The organism is Nostoc sp., from assembly GCF_036918015.1.
Classification (GTDB): Bacteria; Cyanobacteriota; Cyanobacteriia; order Cyanobacteriales; family Nostocaceae; genus Nostoc.
The window spans coordinates 96,641-111,602 of sequence record NZ_JBALEO010000063.1 but is presented as its reverse complement, the minus strand read 5'-3'; the positions used below and the strand labels follow the sequence as shown (position 1 = coordinate 111,602).

Here is a 14,962-nt window from a genome sequence, read left to right as displayed (position 1 = left end):
TAGAGTGTGTGATGAATCAAAATAGTCATCTTAATCAACTCTTTGTTCCACCTTCCCAACGCGATCGCTATCAGGGGATGCTCAATGCCCCGATCATACTCGTGGAATATGGAAATTACGAATGTCTTCAGTTCCGGGAAATGCATCAGTTAATTCAGGCAATTGTGCAAGATTTCAATTCCGGGCTGACTGAGAAAAATTCAATTTGTGTAGTGTTTCGTCACTTTATCGAACATTCAATCTATCCTCAAGCACAAAAGGCAGCAGAAGCAGCGGAAGCAGCAGCAGCGCAAGGTCAATTTTGGCAGATGCACGAGATGCTGCTCAACCACCAAGAAGCATTGGGAAACGGCTATCTCGTTGAGTATGCCAATGATTTAGGTCTCGACATCTGCCAATTTTTGCAGCATATCTCCAAACAAGTCCATGTTGACCGCATCAATCAAGATATCGAAAGTGGTCGCCAAAGTGGAGTAGTAACTGCACCAGCTTTATTTATTAATGGAATTCGGTATCGCGCTCACTGGAACATGGAGCAGTTAATGGCAGCCATTATCGCTGCAAGTAATGAAGTGCTTTGATCCTCAATCACACAATTCAAAGCAGAACGATTAAGTTGCGTTTTTGCTCAAAGAACTTGAGTGTTCTGAATTGAGCGATGGTCGCATTGCGATCGCCCAAGAATGAAAACTAACCAATCTGAACATCAAACCCATCAACCTAAAGGAGAACAAAATGAGTAGCAACTCCCTAAACAGTCAAAACATGAAGCTTGAAGTTGTGGTATTGCCCGTCTCCAATGTTGATCAAGCCAAGGACTTCTATAAAACGTTGGGATGGCGGCTGGATGCCGATTTTGTCACCGGTGAGGACTTCCGAGTGGTGCAGTTGACCCCTCCTGGCTCGGAGGCTTCAATCATCTTCGGCAGTGGTGTTACATTAGCCGCGCCCGGTTCAGTTCAGGGTCTATACCTCATAGTTTACGACATCGAGGCAGCCCGCGCCGAACTCGCCCAGGTGGAGGAGCGGCTACGCATCGACACGCGCATTGGTATCCTGATCAACAATGCTGGTGTCAGTACTGCCAGCAGTTTCGCAGATCAAAGCCCGGACGAGGTGGCTAAAATCATCAACCTCAACATCACAGCGGTGACACGGCTGACGAGTGCCGTCGCCCCACGGTTCGCCAAGACGGGCGATGGCACAATCATCAACATCAGTTCGGTGGTCGGGCTAGCACCGGAATTCGGTATGACCATCTATGGTGCAACCAAAGCCTTCGTCCTCTTCCTCACCCAGGGCCTCCACCTTGAGCTTGGACCTAAAGGTGTCTATGTCCAGGCTGTGCTACCAGCATCAACACGGACGGAAATCTGGGAGCGAGCGGGTTGGGATATGAATGCGGTACCGCCTACTATGGAAGTTGATGAACTGGTGGATGCCGCCCTTGTTGGCTTCGATCGCCGCGAGACCGTCACCATGCCGTCATTGCCTGATGCAAACCAGTGGAAAACCTTCGACGCTGCTCGGCAGAGCATGATCCCAAATTTCAACCAGGTAAATGCCGCAGCCCGCTATCACCTCGTCTCGTGACTCTGCGATCGCTACATTTAATCCTGAGTTTGAGCGCTTTATGGCGAGACGCATCGGTGCCGAAACGAGCGAGATTAAAGCGCAAGCTTTTGTCCTGTATTTAGAAAACGAACATGAATGACTTACTAGCATTAACCATCAACGCACACGGCGGTATGGAGCGGTGGAAGCAGTTTAAAGCGGTTTCTGCACACTTGGTGAATGGCGGGGTACTTTGGAACATCAAAGGCAAAGCCGGAATGTTGGATGAGATCGATGTAACTGTTGATCTGCAACGCGAATGGGCATCCCATACCCCTTTTGGCGCTCCTAATCAACATACTTCACTGGAAGCAGAACGGGTGGCAATTGAAGCCACAGATGGCACAGTAATTGAAGAACTACTGCATCCGCGATCGTCCTTTAAGGATCACACCCAGCAAACCCCGTGGACAAACCTTCAGTTAGCTTATTTTGCTGGCTATGCGATGTGGAATTATTTAACCAGCCCGTTCACCTTCACGTTACCGGGTTATGAAGTAGAAGAAATAGAACCCTGGCAGGAAAACGGCGAAACCTGGCGAAGACTGCAAGTGACCTTTCCGCCTTACATCGCCACGCACAGTAAAGTGCAGACCTTTTACATCGACAAATATGGGTTAATCCGACGGCACGATTACGATGTGGAAATCAGCGGGGGCATACCTAGTGTGCATTATCTTTGGGATCATACAGAGGTATCGGGGATTATCATACCCACCAAGCGTCTGGTTTACATCCGGCAGCCTGACTTGTCACCCCTCAAGGAACCCCTTATTGTATCGATCCAACTCAGCGACATCAAGTTCAGTGAGCTAGAACCAGCCATTAATTTCCAACCCTCAGGCAATGAATTAGTCTCAGGAACGCTTTGATAGTGAAAAGCTTATTTTGGAATCTAATTGGCGCGACTAAAACATTTAGAGCCAAAGCGCCTGATTGTTGACGCCAGGCAAGGACAACATGCAAAGAAAAACATTCAAAACGTCCGATGGCGCCCAATTGAGCTACATCAGTGCGGGTAGAGGAAAACCAATCGTGCTGCTTCCCGGTTGGTCGCAGTCTGCGGAACAATTCAAATATCAAATTCCTGTTTTTGCCGAACATTATCATACGATTGCGGTCGATTTGCGAGGACACGGTGAGTCAGAAAAAGTATCGTTCGGTTATCGAATCTCTCGCCTATCCAAAGATATTCAGGAATTGATCGGCACTCTGCAACTCGAAAAGCCGCATCTACTAGGTCATTCAATGGGATGTGCCATTATCTGGAGCTATCTCGACCTATTCGGCTTAGATGAAATTGATCGGTTGGTGTTGGTTGATCAATCGCCACTGGGAACGTTGCGATCGCATTGGAACGCTCAAGAAATAGCAGCATCTGGGGCAATTTTTACTGCTGAACAACTCAATGCAGCAGTACACGCTCTAGAGAATAGTGAAGCTGAGAAATTTACTCGAAACCTCTTGACTTCAATGGTCACGCCAGCGATGTCAAAAGAACAGTTCGAGTGGATTGTCGAGTGCAACCAACGCTTGCCGCGAGCGATCGCTGCGACGCTGCTATACAACCATCTCCATACAGACTGGCGCGATCAAATTGTCAGGATTCGTCAGCCAACCCTGATTATTGGTGGCAGAAAAAGTATTATTCCGTGGCAATCGCAGTCCTGGATTAATCAAAGTATTCCTAACTCTGAGTTGGAAATCTTTGAAGCGGCTGAAGGCGGCGGACATTTCATGTTCATCGAGAATCCAGAAAAGTTCAACCGACGAGTTTTGCAGTTCTTATCGAGAAAAAATTCCCACAATTGAAGCAATGCAAGAATTATAGAACATCTGCATCACAAGAAAGCCGTAAGCGATGCCTGCGGCGGGCAAAGCCATCGCCCCTTGAAGTCACAAATCCCACGCCCGGATAAGAAAACGGAGAGCAAAATCAATGACCTTTATAGTAAACCATTTCACCACGGGCTATGGCAAAACGGCTCGTAACTTGCTTAATGAAGCGACTCAGCCATCAGAAGCAGGGGCGCGTGCGGCACTTGAAACGTTCTATTATGCCTTCAATCAGCACTCGATTGAGACACTTACTCAGATTTGGCTCAACAGTCCACTGGTTCAACTAAACAATCCGGTGGGAGGAATGCTCCGAGGCTATGAACCGATTCGCGATCTCTACTCCAAACTTTTCACAGGATCGTTAAACGTCTGGGTTGAGTTCGAGGATATTGTAGAGTACTTCAGTGGAAAGACAGCCATCTTTGCTGGAGAAGAGCGCGGTGAATTTACAACTAAAGATCGCATTATTCCACTTAGATTCAGAACGAGCCGCTGTTTTCAGTACTCAGAAAATGACGGTGGGTGGCGACAGATTCATCATCACGGATCGATCGACAATGTGAAACTGCTAGAAGCGTATCAACTTGCTGTAAACGATAAAGTTGTGGCGTGATCTCCACAACAGATTGATGCGATAAACATAAACTGCAAAGTGGACTGGCAACGGCTCAAGCGTTTGACGACGAAGGTGCAAAAGTTGTTGTGACGGGGTGGAGTGCAGAGAGGTGAAAACACGCACTCCCGGACGGTAATTTGCAATATTCACACATTTACTTTCCAAAGGAGATTGTTATGAAGCTTGAAGGTAAGAAGGCACTGATTACCGGGGGAAACAGTGGCATTGGCTTTGCCACCGCTAGACTCTTCATTCACGAAGGGGCTGAAGTCGCAATCACGGGTCGAGATCAGAAGACGCTCGATGCTGCTGTCAAAGAACTGGGTTTAAAAGCCGTTGCCTATCGTGCAGACGTGACGGACTCCAATGCCCGTGCCGACCTTTTCAGCAAAATTGGTCAACGCTTCGGCAGTCTAGATATCATCTTCGCTAACGCTGGTATTGCTGGAGCTACACCCATAGGCAGCGCTGATGAAGCGGTGTTTGAGAACATCATTCGCGTCAATCTTACCAGCGTTTTCTTTACAGTCCAAGCCGCACTGCCACTGCTTAATGATGGCTCCTCAATTATCTTGAACAGTTCCGTTATCGGTTCGCTGGGTAGTCCTGGCAGGGCAGCCTACGCAGCAAGCAAGGCGGGTGTTCGCGGCATGGCGAGAGCGATCGCATCTGAACTTTCTCCCCGCAACATTCGAGTCAATGTCGTCGCACCAGGAGCAATCAAAACTCCCATCTGGAGCCGTGGGTCTACTCCACCTAAGAAGGCGGACGAACTGACAGCAGAATGGGCAGCAGCGACTCCACTAGGTCGTTTGGGAGAAGCGGACGAGATTGCCAAAGCAGTCCTCTTTCTTGCCTCAGACGACTCATCCTATGTCCAGTCGGTTGAACTTTTTGTTGATGGTGGCATTGTTGGTTCTCCAATCGGTGGAGCGACTTTCCGCAGTGCATAAATCTTTTGACATTCTTTGTTTCATCAACCCCTCAAACACATAAAGGAGCTTTATTATGGGCATCGAACAGAAAGTCGCTGTGATTACCGGCGCGTCGCAGGGCATTGGCGCAGCTCTTGTCAAGGCGTACCGCGATCGCAATTATCGGGTGGTTGCAATCTCACGCTCAATTCAGCCATCGGATGATGATGCAATCCTAGCGGTGTCAGGCGACATCGCTGATCGAAAAACTGCCGAGCGTGCGATCATCGAAGGCGTGACCCGATTTGGGCGCATTGACACGCTCATCAACAATGCTGGTATCTTCATCGCCAAACCATTTACCCAATACACCGAGGCAGACTACGAGGTATATCTGGGCACTAACGTCACTGGCTTCTTTCACATGACGCAACTGGCGATCGCCGAGATGGAGAAGCAGGGTAGCGGTCATATCGTGCAGATTTCGACGAGCCTGGTTGACAACCCCATCGCTGGCGTACCGTCTGTACTCGCGTCGCTGACGAAGGGCGGACTAAATGCTGCGACCAAATCGCTGGCGATCGAGTATGCCAAGCGTGGTATCCGGGTGAACGCGATCGCGCTGGGTAACATGAAGACGCCAATGCACCCTGCCGAGACCTATGCACAGCTCGCTGCCATGCACCCGCTCGGTCGTATGGGCGAAATCTCTGACATTGTCGATGCAATCCTCTACCTGGAATCAGCCAACTTTGTCACGGGCGAAATCCTTCACGTTGATGGTGGTCAGAGTGCGGGTCACTAACGCCGCCTTGCGCTCAGAAAAATGGCTATGACGCTCTCAAACACGATTGCTTGATCGTAAAGCTTTTAAAGAAGCACATATCATGACTCAACTCGATAAAGGAATGATCTACGAATTACGCATTTATCAGTCCATGCCTGGACGACTACCAGCACTGCTTTCGCGCTTTCAGAACCACACGTTGCGGATTTGGGAAAAGCATGGCATCCGCCAAGCTGGATTCTGGACAACGCTAATCGGCGAGAGCAATCAGCAGCTTACCTATATGCTTGCCTGGGACAGCATGGCTGAGCGAGAGGAGCGCTGGAGTGCATTCCTCACCGACCCCGAATGGATCGCGATCAGCAAGGAGAGTGAGAAGGACGGTCCACTCGTGCAGAAAATCAGCAACGAGTTGCTGGCACCGACCGCCTTTTCCTCGGTGAAGTGAGCGGTGGGGCGAGCGACGGAACTCAAACCCACAACTCGTCTCACTATCACAGCTGAGTAATGTGGACAGACAATACGTAACCATAGTTAATTCAACATCAGTTTGTAAACGCAATCTAGGTAGTATCTTATGGAGTTATTAACATAACCTTGATCACCGAAGCCGCCTCTATTCCTAACAGCACGTTGGCGCGCCGAAGTTCAAGGAAGACATCATTCAGGCGTTCTACGACGGCATCAAACACAAGCCAGATTCGACTTTTGGCAACGTCAAGAGCGATGACATCGCTGACAAAGAGCCTCATTTTCACCGAGGAAACTTTTGCAAGGTGATTCGCTCTTCGTCCTGGGGCGCCTGAGTCTTGCTCCGTCACTAGTCCGGATCTTCGTTGCAACACCTTCCAAGAGTTCCTGTATCTCGTCACGTCAAAACAAGGAGTATAAACATGGTTCCCCAAGACACGCTTCGCTATACGACAATACCTCTCACTCATGGATCTGGCGCCATGCCGGCGCTCGGGTTTGGAACACTCATCCCCGATCCTCTCGCGACCAAGAAAGCGACCAAGGCTGCATTGGAAGCGGGATTTCGGCATCTCGATTGCGCGGAGCGATACCGCAACGAAGCCGTCGTCGGCGAGGCGATGCAAGAGGTGTTCAAGGCAGGGGGAATCCGGCGGGAGGATGTTTTCGTCACCACAAAGCTATGGAACAACAACCATCGTCCAGAGCGGGTCCAGCCTGCGTTCGAGGCAAGTCTCCGGCGACTGCAAATCGACTATGTAGATTGCTATCTTATCCACACCCCGTTTGCCTTTCAGCCGGGCGATGAACAGGAACCGAGGGACGATCATGGCCAGATCATCTACGATCCTGGTGTCACGTTGGTGGAGACATGGCACGCGATGGAGCGCCTGGTGGATGGCGGTCGGTGTAAATCGATAGGTTTATCGGATATTGGTTTGGAGCGGCTGAAAGAGATCGTTGCCGTGGCGCGAATTAAGCCTGCCGTGGTGCAGGTTGAATCCCATCCGTATCTCCCCGAGTGGGATCTCCTCAAGTTTTGCCAGCAACAGGGTATTATCCTACTCGCATTTGCCGCACTGGGTCATGCGATGGAGCCAAAAGTTACGGAAGACCCGATAATCGCGGCCGTTGCGGAGCTTGTCCACCGGACCCCAGAGCAAGTCGCGCTGGCCTGGGCTGTACAACGCGGTACCGCTCTCCTGACCACCTCGACATCCCCTCGCCATATACGAGAGAGCTTTGATATCTCGACCTTGCCCAAAGAGGCTATGCTGGAAATTAGCGACCGCATCATGACCAGAGTCCGCTTCAACGCAGTGGTCGATACCGGCGTGCCTGGATTCATTCCTCGGACCAAGTGAACGGTTGTTATCGACGGAAAATAAAGCTAAGTAGCCGCGCAGAAATAACTTACCTGTTTTAAAAGTTATAGAAAAAGGTGAAAAGACGCTAAATCAACATTTTCTCTTTCATTCTTCCTCTTTTCTAAGGTAAAACTGGGTAACTTATTTTGGCGCGAGTCCTAACCGCTTTTTCTTGGCTAGACCAACACTAATACCCACATTTGAAACAGACAGCCGGTTCAATTACAGCAAGTTGGGTTAAACCCAATTGGACAAAGATCAATGTCTGAAAAAATCAACCATCAACGCCGCCGATTTTTGGGCATTGCGGCCATGACCATTGCGACTACACAGCTAGGTCGATTCGGTTCTGCCAATGCCCAATACAGCAAAGTAACACCAAAGGAGACCACCATGACTCAACTTGAAACCTTGCACACCGACACAACTACAATCCGTCCTTTCCACATCAACGTTCCGCAAGCGGCACTCGACGACCTCCGCCGTCGCATCATAGCAACGCGATGGCCCGAAAAGGAGACGGTCGCCGATCAGTCGCAGGGTGTGCAGCTCGCAACGACTCAGAAACTCGCGCGCTATTGGGCAACCGATTACGACTGGCGCAAGGTTGAGGCGAAACTGAAAACTCTACCGCAATTTATCACCACGATCGATGGACTTGATATTCATTTCATTCACGTTCGATCGAACCAGGAAAACGCCTTGCCGCTCATCGTCACGCACGGCTGGCCCGGATCGATCATCGAGCAACTGAAGATTATCGAGCCACTGGTCAACCCCACGGCACATGGCGGCAATGCAGCGGACGCTTTCGACCTCGTGATTCCCTCGCTTCCAGGCTATGGTTTTTCAGGCAAGCCGACCACGACCGGCTGGGACCCCGCCCGTATCGCACGCGCCTGGGTTGTGCTGATGCAGCGCCTTGGCTACTCGCGATTTGTGGCGCAAGGGGGTGATTGGGGGAATGCAGTCACAGAGCAAATGGCCCTGCTGACACCTCCGGGACTGCTCGGCATTCATACCAACATGCCTGCCACTGTTCCAGCCGATGTTGCAAAAGCACTCAAGTTCGGCGACCCACCGCCATCCGGTTTCTCAGCCGAAGAGAAGAACGCGTGGGATCAGCTCGACTTTTTCTATAAGCACGGACTTGGCTACGCTCAGGAGATGGCGAACCGCCCGCAAACGCTGTACGGCATTGCGGATTCACCGATCGGTCTGGCTGCCTGGATACTCGACCACGACGCACGCAGCTATGCGCTCATCGCACGTGTCTTTGACGGACAGTCTGAGGGACTGACGCGAGACGATATCCTCGACAACATCACGCTTTACTGGTTGACGAACACGGCTGTCTCTTCGGCTCGTCTGTATTGGGAGAATAAGTTTGTCTTTTTCGACCCTAAACACGTCGCCATTCCGGTTGCCGTGAGCGTCTTTCCTGATGAGATATATGCAGCCCCGCAAAGTTGGACAGAGCGGGCGTATTCCAAACTCATCCACTATAACCGAGTGGAAAAGGGCGGACACTTCGCGGCGTGGGAGCAGCCAACGATTTTTACTCAAGAACTTTGGGCAGCGTTCAGATCGCTGCGCGCGTCAAAATGACTGCTTTAGAAAGAACGTAACTACAAGGAGGTCGGCACATCGGCACGTGTCCCAAGAAATTAATCATAATCGTCGCTACTCTTTAACAACTGCGGCTTCTGCTCGGAAGTGATGCTGCTCATGCGGTGGAGCAGAGTGACATCGCACGGTTTGAAGCTGACCGAAAGTGGCGGAACTTAAGTGTCTCTACCGATTTTGAGCCGAGTGACAGGTCTAACGGAATCATTTCGATTTTGAAAGCAAGGTAGACCCAATGAAAACGAATTTTGAGAATGAATTTGAGCATGAAGGGGACAACGATCCGGGTAGCACCAGTAATGATGACAATTTCACCGATCGCGTCCGCAGCAACCAGCACAAGCTCACCTCTGAACTAAGACACCAGTACGATTTTATTGTTTGCGGATCTGGATCTTCTGGCTCAGTAGTTGCCCGCAGACTGGCTGAGAACCCGGATGTTAGCATTCTACTACTTGAAGCTGGCGGCACCGATGATGTACCCAGTGTTGTCGCCGCGAATCAATGGTTTATGAATCTTGGAAGCGATCGCGACTGGAGCTTCCAGGGACAGCCGAATCCCCATGTCAACGATCGTTCAATTCCGTTCTCGATGGGCAAAGTACTCGGCGGTGGATCAAGCATCAACGTCATGGTTTGGGCACGCGGACACAAGCATGATTGGGATTTCTTCGCATCCGTTGCCAACGATCCTGCCTGGAATTATGAATCCGTCTTGAAGATTTATCGCCGCTTGGAAGATTGGCATGGTGCGCCAGACCCGATGTACCGGGGAACGGGAGGACCCGTCTTTGTGCAGCCCGCGCCAGATCCAAACCCGATCGCACCCGCAACGATCGCAGGAGCGCGATCGGTCGGTATTCCTACTTTCGAGAATCCGAACGGTCGCATGATGGAAGCAGTGAAGGGCGCCGCTATCAGCGATGTGCGAGTCCGCAATGGCAAGCGCGAATCTATCTTCCGCTCCTACGTCTTCCCTTATATGGATCGACCCAATCTGACGGTTCTCACTCATGCACTGGTGACGCGGCTGACGTTCCAGGGTAAGCGTGCCACTGGCGTGGAGATTTCTTACCGTGGCACACTCTATCGCATTGGTGCGGCAGTCGAAGTCGTGCTGTCGCTCGGTGCGATCCATACGCCGAAGGTGCTGATGCAATCTGGCATTGGCGATGAGGCTGAGTTGCGGCGATTTGGAATTCCTGTCGTGCAGCACCTTGCCGGTGTGGGGCAAAATTTTCAAGACCATGTTGCATTCGATTGTGTCTGGGAATATGAAACCGCTCTCCAACCAAGAAACAACTTGTCTGAGGCAATCTTTTTCTCAACCAGCCAGTCCGGGCTTGACAGTCCAGATTTATTTGTCTGTCAGGCTGAAGTGCCAAAATCCAGTGCCGAGAATGTCGCCCGGTTTGGGCTGCCTGATGCAGGCTGGACGTTATTTGGGGCGATCGCCCATCCTAAAAGCCGAGGCAGTCTGCGCCTAACGGGAGCTAATCCATCCGACCCGATTCTGATTGATGCAAACACTCTGTCTGACGCGGATGATCTCAAAACCGCGATCGCCTGCATAGAACTCTGCCGCGAAGTCGGTAATTCCGCTCCGCTTCGTCCGTTCGTCAAGCGCGAAGTGATGCCAGGTAATTTGAAAGGGGCCGAACTCGAAAGCTTTATTCGAGATGCTGCGACGAGTTTCTGGCACGAAACCTGCACCGCGAAGATGGGACAGGATGCCATGTCGGTGGTCGATAGCAACCTGAGAGTGTATGGAATCGACAATCTCCGAATTGCTGATGGATCGATTCTGCCACAAGTAACGACCGGTAACACGATGGCTCCCTGCGTGATAGTCGGGGAGCGGGCAGCGGAAATTTTACATCTCGAACACCAGATGCAAACCACCGTAAAGACAGACTCAGGCGTGCAATAAAACCACCGCACTTTTCATTGGCGGACGCACATCTAAGTCGCGTGTTAACTCAAAGAACTTGAGCGGTCTAAATTGAGCGATGGTCAGATTACGCTCTACTCGCTTCGTGAGTTCCTTCAATCTTCGATTGGAGGCAGCCCAACCCGCAATCATGCGATCGCCCAAGAATGAAAACTAACCAATCTGAACATCAAACCCATCAACCTAAAGGAGAACAAGATGAGTAGCGATCGCGTAAACAGTCCAAACATGAAACTTGAAGTCGTAGTGTTCATCGTTTCCGATGTTGACCGCGCGAAAGCATTCTACGAGAATCTCGGCTGGCGGCTCGACATCGACGTGGTGGATGGCGACTTCCGTGGCGTGCAGATGACACCGTACAACTCGGAAGCCTCCATCATCTTCGGCAAGGGAGTCACTCCGAACAATTCTGGCTCGGCGCACAGCCTAGTCCTCGCCGTGGACGACCTCGACGCCGCTCGCGAAGACTTAATCGTTCGCGGTGTCAACGTGAGCGAGGTCTTCCACTACGCCGGCGGCCCCTTCAACAACGCTTGCGGCGGGCGGAATCATGGATGCTCGTGGAATCGTTGCTGCATTTGCACTTGGGGCAAGCGGGGTACAGATGGGAACCGCCTTTCTCGCTTGCCCTGAGAACAATATTCCAGAAGTCTATAGGCAGGCTGTACTCAAGTGTAAGGAGGAAGACACGGTTATTACTGAAGTATTTTCCGGCAAACCCGCCAGAGCAATACGAAATCGATTTATACGTGAAATGGAGAATAACAGAGATAAAGTGCTGCCATTCCCGGCTCAGATGTCTATAGGGCGGGTTTTGCATCAGACTTCTGCTCAAAAATCAAGTCCAGATTTTGCCAGTATGTGGGCAGGACAGGGAGCAGCATTAGCCGAAGCTCTCCCGGCAGGTGAACTGATCGAAAAAATGATACAAGAATTTCTTGCCGTAACTGCTTCTTTACAACTCAAATAAACAGATAGCCGATTCAATTAAAGCAAGTTGAGTTAAATCCAATTGGAAAAAGAGAAATGTCTGAGAAAATCAACCATCAACGCCGCCGCTTTTTGGGCACTGCGGCTATTACCATTGCTACTACACAGCTCGGCATATTCGGTTCTGCGATCGCACAATCAAGCAAAACAAAACCAGCAGTTCTGTCCATGCTGAAGTCGGGGACAAACACATCGTTCGGCTCACTGAGGCAGATCGATGCCGGTGTGCTGAATGTAGGATACGCTGAGGTTGGCCCCGCGAATGGTCGTCCAGTAATCCTCCTGCACGGATGGCCCTACGACATTCACAGCTATGTCGATGTCGCTCCTTTGTTGGCGTCGGCGGGGTACTGGGTGATCATCCCATATCTGCGGGGCTATGGCACGACGCGCTTTCTTTCGAGCGAGACGTTCCGCAATGGGCAGCAGTCGGCGATCGCTGTCGATATTATCGCGTTGATGGATGCGCTCAAGATCAAGAAGGCGATCCTCGCTGGTTATGATTGGGGCGCGCGAACAGCCAACATCATCGCGGCACTCTGGCCGGAGCGCTGCAAGGCGCTCGTCTCCGTGAGTGGTTATTTGATCGGCAGCCCTGAAGCCAACAAGACACCGCTGCCGCCGCAGGCCGAACTCCAATGGTGGTATCAATTTTATTTCGCGACGGAGCGGGGCCGCGCCGGCTACGAAAAATACTGGCATGACTTTAACAAGCTCATCTGGAAACTTGCTTCGCCGCAATGGCACTTCGATGACGCGACGTTTGAGCGTAGCGCGGCTGCTTTCAATAACCCGGATCATGTCGGTATCGTCATCCATAACTATCGCTGGCGGCTCGGTCTGGCTGAAGGCGAGTCGAAGTATGACGATCTTGAGAAGCGACTCGCCGCAGCCCCTGCGATCGCCATACCCACCATCACTCTCGAAGGTGATGCCAACGGTGCGCCACACCCCGACAGCAGCACCTACGCAAAGAAATTCTCCGGCAAATTACGCACACTGGATCGTCAAGGGCGGGGTCGGGCACAACCTGCCGCAAGAAGCGCCCCAGGAGTTTGCAAAGGCCATCGTCGAAATTGACGGTTTTTGATGTAGGGATTGAGTAATTTAATTCTTGGATGTCCTTTATAGCACTATCAACATGATTGGCGAGAAATTCAAGAAGTAATAAAAGAGCGCGCATGTATAGAGGTAAGTATATCAAGTTTATCCCGCACTCTCAAACGCTTAAAATTAAGGCGAAAAAAAACTTTAGTAGCAAGTGAGCAAGCTACAGAACGAGTACAAAAATTGCGCTATGAATTTCGACGTTGGCTAGATACGATAGATATCAAAAACCTCGTATTCATTGATGAAACGGGTGTAAATCTAGCTATGACAAGACACTAGTTCAATTTTACGGCAGATGCATCATCCACAGAGTTAAAGTTTGGGGATTGGGATAAATATGGATTCTTATACTTGGATAATGTGAGTGTAAAACCAGTACCTGAACCATCAACTATTGGAGGAATAGTTGTTACTACTGGATTGTTGGGAATATGGCTGAAGAAAAAGAAAGCAATTTATTTATTGATTAACAATCGAAAAAGTAAGACCTAATTCAGTATACTTAATACTAAGTAGAGAAAAATTCTTTTTTAGGTGTAGCATTAATAAAAGCGAATAGTGCGATATGTCATGTCCAGGTAATTAGTTATGATTCCCATAGTCATTGCACCCTACGCGCCAGTTGCTCATTCTATGACCGCGCTGGCTCCCTTTAATCCCCTATCTACCTGCGGGGAGGGGAAACTGCTGATTTAGTGGGGTGGGGTTCTTTGGGTTTTATTAGTAATCAAGCAGACATGACATTACATACTTACAAAATCATCAAAGATTCTCTTAAGTTTAATTATGTCAATGTCATTATTGAGCGATAATCCACATTACCAAATGTCAGCGAATAATTTGACTTTGGGTTATGATAATATAACTATTATTAAGCATTTGGATTTAAATATACCACCAGGAAAAATAACTGCTTTAGTCGGTGCAAATGGCTGTGGAAAATCCACTTTATTACGTGGTTTAGCAAGATTATTAAAACCTCGTGTTGGCACAATTTATTTAGATACAACAGATGTATTTCAGCTATCAACAAAAGATGTTGCTAAAAAATTAGGAATTCTTACCCAAGGCCCCGTTGCACCAGAAGGATTAACCGTTCGAGATTTGGTAGCTTGTGGAAGATTTCCTTATCAAAATTGGTTCCAGCAGTGGACAAAAGAAGATGAAAAATTAGTAGAACTAGCGTTAGAAATTACTGGGATTAAACACCTGTCAAAACGGGAGTTAGATACTCTTTCTGGTGGACAGCGGCAACGTGCTTGGATTGCAATGGCATTAGCTCAAGATACGGATATTTTATTGTTAGATGAACCAACTACTTTTTTAGATTTGGCACACCAAATAGAAGTTTTAGATTTATTGTATGATTTGAACCAAAACCAGCAACGAACGATTGTCATGGTGTTACATGATTTGAATCATGCCTGTCGTTATGCTGATTATTTGGTAGCAGTGAAAGAAGGTGAAATTTTTGCTGTCGGCGAACCTGATTTGGTGATTACTGAGAAGATGGTAAGGGAGGTGTTTGGGTTAGAATGTCGGATTATCCCAGACCCGGTTTCCGGTACACCGATGTGCATACCAGTGGGAAGAAAGGGGAGAAAATAGAAGCAAATCAAAACCTTACATGGGACAATACAGTTCAGTTAAGCATTTATTCTTTCTTGTCTTGCAGAG

The 14,962-nt window shown here is 49.6% G+C and carries 18 protein-coding genes; 17 read left to right on the top strand and 1 reads right to left on the bottom strand.

Going from position 1 to position 14,962, the window contains the following annotated elements; translation table 11 throughout:
* The first annotated feature begins 11 nt into the window (after positions 1-11).
* From V7K61_RS15535 to V7K61_RS15495, 9 genes are all read left to right on the top strand, one after another.
* Positions 12-581 (top strand): DsbA family protein, encoded by a 570-nt coding sequence (locus tag V7K61_RS15535; protein ID WP_335054379.1) that lies wholly within the window; start codon positions 12-14, stop codon positions 579-581.
* 154 nt (positions 582-735) lie between these two features.
* On the top strand, positions 736-1,593 hold the full coding sequence (locus V7K61_RS15530; RefSeq protein ID WP_335054377.1) for an SDR family NAD(P)-dependent oxidoreductase: 858 nt from the start codon (positions 736-738) through the stop codon (positions 1,591-1,593).
* Positions 1,562-1,714: a hypothetical protein gene (locus V7K61_RS15525; RefSeq protein ID WP_335054375.1), complete on the top strand. Its 153-nt coding sequence runs from the start codon at positions 1,562-1,564 to the stop codon at positions 1,712-1,714. Before V7K61_RS15530 ends, V7K61_RS15525 begins: the two co-directional genes overlap by 32 nt.
* The gene (locus V7K61_RS15520; RefSeq protein WP_335054373.1) at positions 1,707-2,486 is read left to right on the top strand and encodes a hypothetical protein; all 780 of its coding nucleotides are present in this window, start codon (positions 1,707-1,709) and stop codon (positions 2,484-2,486) included. Before V7K61_RS15525 ends, V7K61_RS15520 begins: the two co-directional genes overlap by 8 nt.
* Positions 2,487-2,574: 88 nt before the next feature.
* The gene (locus V7K61_RS15515) at positions 2,575-3,426 is read left to right on the top strand and encodes an alpha/beta fold hydrolase (RefSeq protein ID WP_335054371.1); all 852 of its coding nucleotides are present in this window, start codon (positions 2,575-2,577) and stop codon (positions 3,424-3,426) included.
* Between the two features lie 127 nt (positions 3,427-3,553).
* Entirely contained in the window at positions 3,554-4,066 is a 513-nt protein-coding gene (locus V7K61_RS15510; protein ID WP_335054369.1) for a YybH family protein, read from the top strand.
* Positions 4,067-4,245: 179 nt separating this feature from the next.
* Positions 4,246-5,022 (top strand): SDR family NAD(P)-dependent oxidoreductase, encoded by a 777-nt coding sequence (locus V7K61_RS15505; protein ID WP_190959282.1) that lies wholly within the window; start codon positions 4,246-4,248, stop codon positions 5,020-5,022.
* Positions 5,023-5,077: 55 nt separating this feature from the next.
* The gene (locus tag V7K61_RS15500; RefSeq protein WP_335054363.1) at positions 5,078-5,788 is read left to right on the top strand and encodes an SDR family NAD(P)-dependent oxidoreductase; all 711 of its coding nucleotides are present in this window, start codon (positions 5,078-5,080) and stop codon (positions 5,786-5,788) included.
* 82 nt (positions 5,789-5,870) lie between these two features.
* Positions 5,871-6,218, top strand: a complete 348-nt coding sequence (locus tag V7K61_RS15495; RefSeq protein ID WP_335054361.1) for an NIPSNAP family protein — start codon at positions 5,871-5,873, stop codon at positions 6,216-6,218.
* Between the two features lie 127 nt (positions 6,219-6,345).
* On the opposite strand, the gene V7K61_RS15490 is transcribed toward V7K61_RS15495, so the two are convergent.
* Positions 6,346-6,591, bottom strand: coding sequence for a hypothetical protein (locus V7K61_RS15490; RefSeq protein WP_335054359.1), 246 nt, complete (start codon positions 6,589-6,591; stop codon positions 6,346-6,348).
* 72 nt (positions 6,592-6,663) lie between these two features.
* On the opposite strand from V7K61_RS15490, the gene V7K61_RS15485 reads away from it, so the two are divergent.
* From V7K61_RS15485 to V7K61_RS15455, 8 genes are all read left to right on the top strand, one after another.
* Positions 6,664-7,605 (top strand): aldo/keto reductase, encoded by a 942-nt coding sequence (locus V7K61_RS15485; protein ID WP_335054357.1) that lies wholly within the window; start codon positions 6,664-6,666, stop codon positions 7,603-7,605.
* A gap of 264 nt (positions 7,606-7,869) precedes the next feature.
* Positions 7,870-9,216, top strand: coding sequence for an epoxide hydrolase family protein (locus V7K61_RS15480; protein WP_335054355.1), 1,347 nt, complete (start codon positions 7,870-7,872; stop codon positions 9,214-9,216).
* Between the two features lie 253 nt (positions 9,217-9,469).
* The gene (locus V7K61_RS15475; protein ID WP_335054353.1) at positions 9,470-11,164 is read left to right on the top strand and encodes a GMC family oxidoreductase; all 1,695 of its coding nucleotides are present in this window, start codon (positions 9,470-9,472) and stop codon (positions 11,162-11,164) included.
* Between the two features lie 219 nt (positions 11,165-11,383).
* Positions 11,384-11,818, top strand: a complete 435-nt coding sequence (locus V7K61_RS15470) for a VOC family protein (protein ID WP_335054351.1) — start codon at positions 11,384-11,386, stop codon at positions 11,816-11,818.
* On the top strand, positions 11,736-12,155 hold the full coding sequence (locus tag V7K61_RS15465) for an NAD(P)H-dependent flavin oxidoreductase (protein ID WP_335054349.1): 420 nt from the start codon (positions 11,736-11,738) through the stop codon (positions 12,153-12,155). The genes V7K61_RS15470 and V7K61_RS15465 overlap by 83 nt, the downstream gene beginning before the upstream one ends.
* 56 nt (positions 12,156-12,211) lie before the next feature.
* Positions 12,212-13,255 (top strand): alpha/beta fold hydrolase, encoded by a 1,044-nt coding sequence (locus V7K61_RS15460; RefSeq protein ID WP_335054347.1) that lies wholly within the window; start codon positions 12,212-12,214, stop codon positions 13,253-13,255.
* Between the two features lie 390 nt (positions 13,256-13,645).
* The gene (locus V7K61_RS34130) at positions 13,646-13,777 is read left to right on the top strand and encodes a PEP-CTERM sorting domain-containing protein (RefSeq protein WP_442936317.1); all 132 of its coding nucleotides are present in this window, start codon (positions 13,646-13,648) and stop codon (positions 13,775-13,777) included.
* A 294-nt stretch (positions 13,778-14,071) separates the two neighbouring features.
* Positions 14,072-14,893, top strand: a complete 822-nt coding sequence (locus V7K61_RS15455) for an ABC transporter ATP-binding protein (RefSeq protein WP_335054345.1) — start codon at positions 14,072-14,074, stop codon at positions 14,891-14,893.
* Positions 14,894-14,962: the final 69 nt, after the last annotated feature.

Bases quoted from the DNA above. Each gene is read 5' to 3' on its own strand.
- V7K61_RS15460 (WP_335054347.1), top strand. From the start codon at position 12,212: ATGTCTGAGAAAATCAACCATCAACGCCGCCGCTTTTTGGGCACTGCG.
- V7K61_RS15500 (WP_335054363.1), top strand. From the start codon at position 5,078: ATGGGCATCGAACAGAAAGTCGCTGTGATTACCGGCGCGTCGCAGGGC.
- V7K61_RS15535 (WP_335054379.1), top strand. From the start codon at position 12: ATGAATCAAAATAGTCATCTTAATCAACTCTTTGTTCCACCTTCCCAA.
- V7K61_RS15515 (WP_335054371.1), top strand. From the start codon at position 2,575: ATGCAAAGAAAAACATTCAAAACGTCCGATGGCGCCCAATTGAGCTAC.
- V7K61_RS15455 (WP_335054345.1), top strand. From the start codon at position 14,072: ATGTCAATGTCATTATTGAGCGATAATCCACATTACCAAATGTCAGCG.
- V7K61_RS15530 (WP_335054377.1), top strand. From the start codon at position 736: ATGAGTAGCAACTCCCTAAACAGTCAAAACATGAAGCTTGAAGTTGTG.
- V7K61_RS15510 (WP_335054369.1), top strand. From the start codon at position 3,554: ATGACCTTTATAGTAAACCATTTCACCACGGGCTATGGCAAAACGGCT.
- V7K61_RS15470 (WP_335054351.1), top strand. From the start codon at position 11,384: ATGAGTAGCGATCGCGTAAACAGTCCAAACATGAAACTTGAAGTCGTA.
- V7K61_RS15505 (WP_190959282.1), top strand. From the start codon at position 4,246: ATGAAGCTTGAAGGTAAGAAGGCACTGATTACCGGGGGAAACAGTGGC.
- V7K61_RS15475 (WP_335054353.1), top strand. From the start codon at position 9,470: ATGAAAACGAATTTTGAGAATGAATTTGAGCATGAAGGGGACAACGAT.
- V7K61_RS15485 (WP_335054357.1), top strand. From the start codon at position 6,664: ATGGTTCCCCAAGACACGCTTCGCTATACGACAATACCTCTCACTCAT.
- V7K61_RS15520 (WP_335054373.1), top strand. From the start codon at position 1,707: ATGAATGACTTACTAGCATTAACCATCAACGCACACGGCGGTATGGAG.
- V7K61_RS15525 (WP_335054375.1), top strand. From the start codon at position 1,562: ATGCCGCAGCCCGCTATCACCTCGTCTCGTGACTCTGCGATCGCTACA.
- V7K61_RS15480 (WP_335054355.1), top strand. From the start codon at position 7,870: ATGTCTGAAAAAATCAACCATCAACGCCGCCGATTTTTGGGCATTGCG.
- V7K61_RS15495 (WP_335054361.1), top strand. From the start codon at position 5,871: ATGACTCAACTCGATAAAGGAATGATCTACGAATTACGCATTTATCAG.
- V7K61_RS15465 (WP_335054349.1), top strand. From the start codon at position 11,736: ATGGATGCTCGTGGAATCGTTGCTGCATTTGCACTTGGGGCAAGCGGG.